This window comes from Pseudomonas avellanae BPIC 631 (assembly GCF_000444135.1).
In the GTDB taxonomy this organism is placed as follows: Bacteria; Pseudomonadota; Gammaproteobacteria; order Pseudomonadales; family Pseudomonadaceae; genus Aquipseudomonas; species Aquipseudomonas avellanae.
This window is the reverse complement of the sequence record NZ_ATDK01000413.1, coordinates 1-8133: the sequence shown is the minus strand read 5'-3', so window position 1 is coordinate 8133 and position 8133 is coordinate 1. Positions and strand designations below refer to the sequence as shown.

General features: G+C 59.6%; 3 protein-coding genes and 1 pseudogene. 2 read left to right on the top strand and 2 right to left on the bottom strand.

The window, feature by feature from the left end; translation table 11 throughout:
• Positions 1–100: 100 nt before the first annotated feature.
• Positions 101–3301 (top strand): annotated as a pseudogene (locus DW49_RS0123320) (ATP-binding protein); the annotation flags it as partial.
• Between the two features lie 100 nt (positions 3302–3401).
• Here the strand turns inward: DW49_RS0123320 and DW49_RS0123315 are convergent.
• Positions 3402–3746: a YggL family protein gene (locus DW49_RS0123315; RefSeq protein WP_003346101.1), complete on the bottom strand. Its 345-nt coding sequence runs from the start codon at positions 3744–3746 to the stop codon at positions 3402–3404.
• A 325-nt stretch (positions 3747–4071) separates the two neighbouring features.
• On the opposite strand from DW49_RS0123315, the gene dacB reads away from it, so the two are divergent.
• Entirely contained in the window at positions 4072–5538 is a 1467-nt protein-coding gene (dacB, locus tag DW49_RS0123310) for a D-alanyl-D-alanine carboxypeptidase/D-alanyl-D-alanine endopeptidase (protein WP_005617425.1), read from the top strand.
• Positions 5539–5581: 43 nt separating this feature from the next.
• On the opposite strand, the gene DW49_RS0123305 is transcribed toward dacB, so the two are convergent.
• Positions 5582–7969 carry a sensor domain-containing diguanylate cyclase gene (locus tag DW49_RS0123305; RefSeq protein ID WP_024420929.1) on the bottom strand — a complete coding sequence of 796 codons (2388 nt, stop codon included), beginning with the start codon at positions 7967–7969 and terminating at the stop codon, positions 5582–5584.
• Positions 7970–8133: the final 164 nt, after the last annotated feature.

The window sequence follows — 8133 nt, the reverse complement described above, 5'->3', positions numbered from 1 at the left end:
TACAGATGCCCTATCGAAATGATGACGGAAATGATGTCCAAGCATCATGAGAGTCCATCCCTAACTCAATAGCCGGGTGTTGCACTCAGCCTCTGAAACCGCCCAGCCTTATTCGGTGGACCAGCCGGTACTGGTCACCCGGGTCGGCGACACACGGCCGTTGAACGAAGGCCTGCGAGGCATGCGGCTGAGCATGGTCTATCACTATCTGCCGCTTGCCGATGTCGCGACGACCTACCCGGGAGCCCTTATCAAAACCTATCCTTCGTTTCAGAACGCCATCAATGCTGTGGCCTTCAACCAGGCCGATGTGTTTCTGGGCGATACGATTTCCACCCAATACATCATCAACAAGGGCTATCTGAACAATGTGCAAATGTCCAGTTTCGGCAAGCACGAAGCCAATGGCTTCAGTTTCGCCGTCAGCAACCAGAACACGCAATTGCTGGGTGTCATCAACCAGACGCTGAAGGCGATTCCCGTCGATGAGCGCATCGACATTTCCAGACGCTGGAGCACCGGCAGTGACCTGATGCTCACCGACCAGAAACTGCAACTCACCCAACGCGAAGAACGCTGGATAGCCCTGCACCCGCTCGTGCGAGTGGTGGTCAACGAAGCCTACGCACCGCTGACCTTCTTCGATGCCAAGGGCAACTTTCGCGGCATCACTGCCGATCTGCTTGAACTGGTGCGCCTGCGTACCGGGCTCAAATTCGATGTCAAACGCTCGCCGAGCCTGACCGACATGCAAAACCAGGTCAGTGAGGGGCAGGCAGACATGATCGGCGCGCTGGTGTCCAGCGATGTGCGCGAAGACAGCCTGAGCTTCAGCCGGCCTTACATCGACAACTCCTTCGTGCTGGTCACCCGCAAGGACAAGGGCTCACCCAGCTACCTGGGACAGATGGACGGCAAACGCCTGGCCATTACTCAAGGCAGCCCGATGCTCGACTGGCTGCGCCGCAAGTACCCGAGAGTCGTGCCACTGGAAATCGACAACCCGTTTCAGGCGCTGGACATGCTGGCAGTGGGCAGAACGGAAGGTGCCGTGGTCTCGTTGCTGAGCGCGGATTACTTCCTGTCTTCCGGGATCTTCGAGGAACGCTTGCAGATGACGGCCACGGTCGGCGAGGACCCGGCATTGATCTCCATGGCCACGTCGCGCAACGCTCTGGAGCTCAGCTCGATTCTCGACAAGGCGTTGGCGAGCATCGCGCCGCAGGACCTGGCTGCGATCAACAACCGCTGGCGCGCCTACACCCCCTCAAGCGCCAGCTGGCACGACTACCAGCGGCTGATCTATCAGATTGTGATTGGTGCGGGCCTGTTGTTGCTGGGCCTGCTGGCCTGGAATGCCTGGATGCGCAGGCAGATCCGCCAACGCGAAGCCGCAGAGCGTGCCCTCAGCGATCAGTACGAGTTCATGAGGGCGCTGGTCGACGGCACGCCTCATCCGATCTACGTGCGCGATCGCGATAGTTTGCTGCAAATGTGCAATGACAGTTACCTCAGGGCTTTTTCCGCGCAGCGGGAAGACATCATCGGCAAGAGCGCTACCGAAGGGGTGCTGGGCAATGCTTTCGAGGCACGTGAATACGCTGCCGATTATCAACGGGTCATGGCCAGCAACACCGCGCTGATTCTCGACCGCCCGCTGCACATCGGCGACCGCCAACTGACCATCTACCACTGGATCCTGCCCTTTCGTGACTCGCTGGGCGAGGTACAGGGCATCATCGGTGGCTGGATCGACATCAGCGATCGTCGCCAACTGATCGAGGACCTGCAGGCGGCCAAGGAACAGGCCGACGCCGCCAGTCGTGCCAAGAGTACTTTCCTGGCGACCATGAGCCATGAAATCCGCACGCCCATGAACGCCGTGATCGGCATGCTGGAGCTGGCGCTCAAGCGTGCCGATCAGGGCGAGCTGGATCGCTCCGCCATCGAGGTGGCTTACAGCTCGGCCAACGACCTGCTGGACCTGATCGGCGACATTCTCGATATCGCGCGGATCGAGTCCGGAAGGCTGGCGCTGAACCCGGAACGGGCGAACCTGCGGCAACTGGTCGAGTCGGTGCTCAGGGTGTTTGACGGCCTGGCGCGCCAGAAAGACCTCGACCTGGTGCTGGAGCTGGACAGCCGGATCAACACCGACGTACTGATCGACCCGCTGCGCTTCAAGCAGATACTCTCCAATCTGGTCAGCAATGCCATCAAGTTCACCCCGATGGGACGCATCAAGATCGCCCTGCAGGCGGTCGACAATTTGGATCCGCAGTTGCTGCACCTGCACATCACCGTGCAGGACAGCGGTATAGGCATCAGCGTCGAAGACCAGAAGCGTCTGTTCGAGCCTTTCGCCCAGGCCGACAACACCGGACAGATGGCCCGCACCGGTGCCGGGCTGGGACTGGTGATCTGCCGCAGCCTGTGCATGATGATGGGCGGCAGCCTCTCGCTCGACAGTGAACCGGGCAACGGCACGCGGATCAGCATGAACCTGCTGCTGACCACACTCGAACCACTGACCAGGCAGCCCGTCGCGACACAACCACCGGCGGCGGTCCATCAGGTGCTCAGAATCCTGATCGTCGACGACCACCCTGCCAATCGTTTGCTGCTATGCCAGCAACTAGGCTTTCTCGGCCATCACTGCGAGACGGCTGAAAACGGCGCGCAGGGGCTTGAGCGATGGAAGGCCGACACGTTCGATCTGGTGGTCGCCGATTGCAACATGCCGATCATGAACGGCTACGACATGACCTCGGCACTGCGCACTCATGAAGGCGTGACGAAAAAACCACGCTGCCCCGTCTGGGGATTCACGGCCAATGCCCAGCCTGACGAGATAGAGCGCTGTCGCGCAGCAGGCATGGACGACTGCCTGTTCAAACCCATCAGCCTGTCGATGCTCAGCGAGCGGTTGACGGCGATCTCTCCACTGGCACGCGCGCATCTTCCGTTCAGCATCAACAACATCAGCAGCCTGACCGGCAACCGCCCGGAAATGGTCGAGCGCCTGATCACGCAATTGCAGCACAGCAACCATGAAGATCGGCTGGTGCTCGCCAGGCTGATGCCTGACAACGACCGTATCGAAACACGTGAGCTGGCTCACAGAATCAAGGGCGCTGCACGGATTATCAGTGCAGCCAGTGTGGTTGAGGCCTGTGACGCGCTTGAACTGGCCTGCGAACCGGACGTGCCGAATGAACACTTCCACACCTGCAAGCAGGTTGTCGAACTGGCGATGATCGAACTTGAGGACGCGCTGATGCTGCAACAGGCGAAGACCTGACTGCAAAGCGCTGGAGAAGACGTAAAAAACGTTGAAGCAGAGGGCTTTAACGGGGGAGGAACAGCCAGGGAAGCAGGCGCTGGCCTGCTTCCCTGTTACATCAGGCGGCCGGATTGATTTCTTTTTCCGGGTACCAGACGTCGATCAGCGGGCTGACAGTCACTTCTGTCAGTTCGCTGCGGCCTTTAAGCCAGGCTTCAACAGCAGCACGCTGCTCTTCGCTGACCGAGCCACGCTTGCTCAGGCAAACCAGACCGAAGTCATCGCCGCCCACATAACCAAGACCGTTGGCTTCCATTGCTTCTTTCAGGAAAGCATCAAGGAACGCATCGATTGCCTTGTCATCCAGCTCTTGCTTGAAGTCCAGGTTCAGTTCAAAACCCAATTCCTGAAACTCGTCCACACACAGTTTTTTGCGCAGACGGCGGGAGCGGTTAGTGGCCATGGGACAATCCTCATCAATAAATATCGGGCGGCACTTTACCAGCTTGGCGACTTAAAAGCCCGACAATTGCGGCGCACAACGCACACAGACCATTTCTGGGGCCCTGCAGGCTGGCTCGATAAAAAATAGTGTTAACTGGTGTGCCCCACGTCACACGCCTGCCCCGCTTGGGGCATAATGCGGCTCGTTTCATGCGTGGCATTCGGTGTTAAAAAAAATCGCCGCGCATTCACTACTATAGTTGCCGACATCGACAAAAAAGTTACCGAGGGAATTCATCCATGCCCTCTTTTTTATCCCCCTCTTTGCAGTAGGGTTTTATTCAATGATCAAGTCGCTCCGTCCATTGTTGCTCGCCTCGATGCTTCTGCCACTGGCTCTGCCCTCCTACGCCGCCGTCATCAACACCACGCTGCCCCCCAAGGTTCAACAGGCCCTGAAAGCCAGCAAGCTCGGCGATGATGCGCTCTCGCTGGTCATGTTGCCGCTCAATGGTCCCGGCACACCCACCGTATTCAACGCCGATGTGTCGGTGAACCCGGCATCGACCATGAAGCTCATAACCACCTATGCTGCGCTGGAAATGCTCGGCCCGACCCATCAGTGGAAAACCGAATTCTTCACCGACGGCACCCTGAGCAACGGCGTGCTACGCGGCAACCTTTATCTCAAGGGCGGCGGCGACCCCAAGCTGAACATGGAAAAGCTCTGGCTGCTGATGCGTGACCTGCGCGCCAATGGCGTGCAGCAGGTGACCGGCGATCTGGTGCTGGACCGCAGCCATTTCGTGCAGCCGCAATTGCCTGAGTTCAATGACGACGGCAACGATGAAAACAAGCCGTTTCTGGTCAAGCCCGACGCACTGATGGTCAACCTCAAGGCCTTGCGCTTTGTGACGCGCAACGATGACGGCAGAATCCTCGTGTCTGTGGAGCCACCCATTGCCACCATTCGTGTCGATAACCAGGTCAAGGCCAGTGCCTCGAAACAATGCACGGGCGATGTGCGTTACAACCCGGTGACTCAGGCTGACGGCAGCATCAATGTGACCGTGACTGGCCAGTTGGGCAACGGCTGCAACTCCCAGACCTACCTGTCGCTGCTCGACCACCCGACCTACGCCGCAGGCGCGGTGCGGGCCATCTGGCAGGAACTGGGCGGCACTATTCTGGGCAAGGATCGCGTCGGCGTCGTGCCGGCCAACACCAAGCTGCTGGCCAAGGCGTTCTCCCCGGACCTGGTCGAAGTCATCCGCGACATCAACAAATTCAGTAACAACACCATGGCACAGCAGCTGTTCCTGAGCCTGGGCGAAGAATTCCGCAACGAAGCCGATGGTGACGACGGCAAGGCCGCGCAGCGGGTGATTCGCCAGTGGCTGGCGAAAAAAGGTATTACCGCGCCGCATCTGGTCATGGAGAACGGCTCGGGTCTTTCGCGTGCGGAGCGGGTCAGCGCCCGTGAAATGGCAATTATCCTGCAGGCCGCCTGGCGCAGCCCGTATGCCGCCGAATTCATGAGCTCGATGCCGCTGGCAGGGCTTGACGGCACCATGCGCAAACGCCTCAAGCGTACGCCGCTGCTGGGCGAGGCCCACATCAAGACCGGCACCCTGAACACCGTTCGCGCGATTGCCGGTTTCAGCCGCGACAGCAATGGCAACACCTGGGCAGTCGTGGCGATCCTCAACGATCCGCGTCCGTTCGGGGCGTCTTCGATTCTGGATGAGGTGCTGATCGACCTGTACCGCCAGCCCAAGCTGGTCAACACCACGGTCTCGATCCAGCAGTAAAAGCCCCGGCAACCCGCTCACATAGCCGGTTGCCGGCAGTTGCTCAGAGTAGCTCGGGCTCGACCCGATCCCGACCGGCCTGCTTGGCGGCGTACACGCCTGAATCGGCGCGCAGCAGCATCGTGTCGATCCCCTCGCCTGCGCGCCAGCTGGCAATCCCGAAGCTGGCTGTCACCACCTGATCAACGCCTTCGATCACCTGATTGCGCAGCCCTTCGCGCAAGCTCAAGGCCAATTGATAAGCCTGCCCGCCTCGGGTGCCTGGGCACACCACCATGAACTCTTCGCCACCCAGACGACAGAACACATCGTCGCTGCGCAGGCGCTGACTGATCTTTTCCGAAATAGCCTTGAGCACCTGATCGCCTGCGGCATGCCCGAAGCGATCATTGATGCGTTTGAAGTGGTCGATGTCGAGCATGATGATCGACAGGTTGCCCCCGTGCCGGTCGATTCTTTTCAGCTCGGCCTGCATGCGGTCCTGGAAATAGCGCCGGTTATAGGCACCGGTCAGTACGTCTGTCACCGACAGCGCTCGCAGCTCCTCTTCGACGCGCTTGAGGTCAGTGATATCGGACACAAAGCCGTGCCACAGCACACTGCCGTCAGCCAGTTGCTCCGGTGTGGAAGCCGCGCTCAGCCAGCGCGCGCCCTTGCGTGGCAGGTCGACACGGTACTCTTCGCTCCAGGGCGTCAGGTGCCTGGCGCTGGCAAGAATCGAGCTTCTGACCCGTATCAGATCCGCCGGCTGAATACGCCGCAGCACTGCCTCGGAGTCGCCAAGCAACTGTGCTTCCTCCACCTCGAAGAGTTCGCACATACCCGCGCTGGCGTACCTGAAGCGCGCACTGCCGTCCACAGCCAGGTGGTACTGATAAATACCGCCGGGCACCTGCGAACCGAGCTTTTTCAATAACTGCCCCTTCGCGGCAAGGGCTTCGTTGACGCGCTTGTGCTCAGTGACGTCGATGCACACGGCCAGATACCCGGTCCACAGCCCTTGGTCATCGCGCACGGCAGTGACCAGCATGTCCACCACCAGCGTGCTGCGGTCGCTGCGTTGCAGCGTCCACTCCTGCGACGGGTGAGTGCCGTCCTGTACAGCATCGAGAAACATCAGTTGCGAGGCGCTGATCGGCCGCCCGCGGTCTTTGCTCAGGGCGCTCGCACGTGCCTCCAGTTCGGCAGACTGATAGAGGTCCATGAGCCGCAGCTTGCCCACCACGTCTTCTTCGCTGTACCCGAGCATTTTCTGGGCACCGACATTGAAGGTGTTGATCAACCCGTCCAGATCAGTCGCAATGATCGCCACTTCGGTCGCGGCATCGAGCACATTGCGCAGTTGCCCATGTGCGGCCCGCAACTGCTGCTCGCGCTGGCGCAGCTCACGGGTGCGTTGCGCCACACGCTGCAAGGCGCGCTGGCGCTGGCTGATCAGGCTATACAACAAGGCACTGAGCATCAGGCTCAACAACCCGCCAAGCCACAGGACCCGGCCCGGCATGATGGTCTGATTGCTCACACTGAAGATCTGCGTAGGGCGAACTTCAACCAGATAATCCCTGTCGCCGAGGCTCAACAGGCTACTGGCGTACAGCTGATTGTGCAGGCCGGCAACGGGCGACTGGTAAACCTGCTCCGGCTTTTCCGGCGAACTGACGTCAAGCATGGTCACTGCGAGGTTGTCCTGCTCGGCGGTACCGACACTCATCAGTTGCGCCAGGCTGATAACCGCAGAGACATACCCTCTCAGCTCAGATGGCCGTTCAGAAGAGAACACCGGCGCGACCAGCAGTATGCCGTAGGTGTCGGAAGGGTCCAGGGCCAGCAGGCTGATGCGCGGCGTCGCGACAATGCGCTTGAGCAGCCGCGCACGTTCCAGCGCAGAATGGCGGATTGGCTCGGAGAACACATCGAAACCTGACGGTGTCGGGATTTTGCTGAGGGTCTGGATGAACCGCACCGGAAAATACTCATTCCGGACACCGGCCACTTTCAGTGCACCGTTTTCGTCCAGCTGGCGGATGGCGTACCCGGCGGCGCCTTCCTTGCGCGCCTGCTCTTCAAACGCAGAACGCTCGGCCAGGGTCACTTTGGGGTTCCAGGCATACGCCTGGGTGCCGAGCAGCAACGGAGCGACAAAGCCGTTGAATTCCGCCTGTTCGACCTGATGGGAAAAGACAAAGAAGCGGCCCAGTGTATCGAGCCGGGTGACCTGACGGTCCAGACGCTCCTGAAGACGGCTGAAGCGCTCCGCAGCCAACATGTCGAAGCGTTGACGCAGTTGCCGCTGATACAGCTCGTTGTCAGCGAGTGCCAACATGACGGTCAGCGCCGCGCCGACCAGAAATGCCAAAACCGCTACTGGCCATGCAGAGAGCTGGCCATTGATGAAGCTCAGCATTCTGAGCCTGAAACGTCTTGCTACCATAAACAGAAACTCATAACGCCAAGCTGCTGAAGCGTCAGGCTGGCCATGAGTTCTGTTATAGCTACTCGCCAGTAATTTGCCTAGGGTCTGTTCCCGTTTCACATTGGTAGCCACAGAAAAGCGCAGGCCATTGCTATGACGCTTTCATAGTTTCTCTTGAGTTT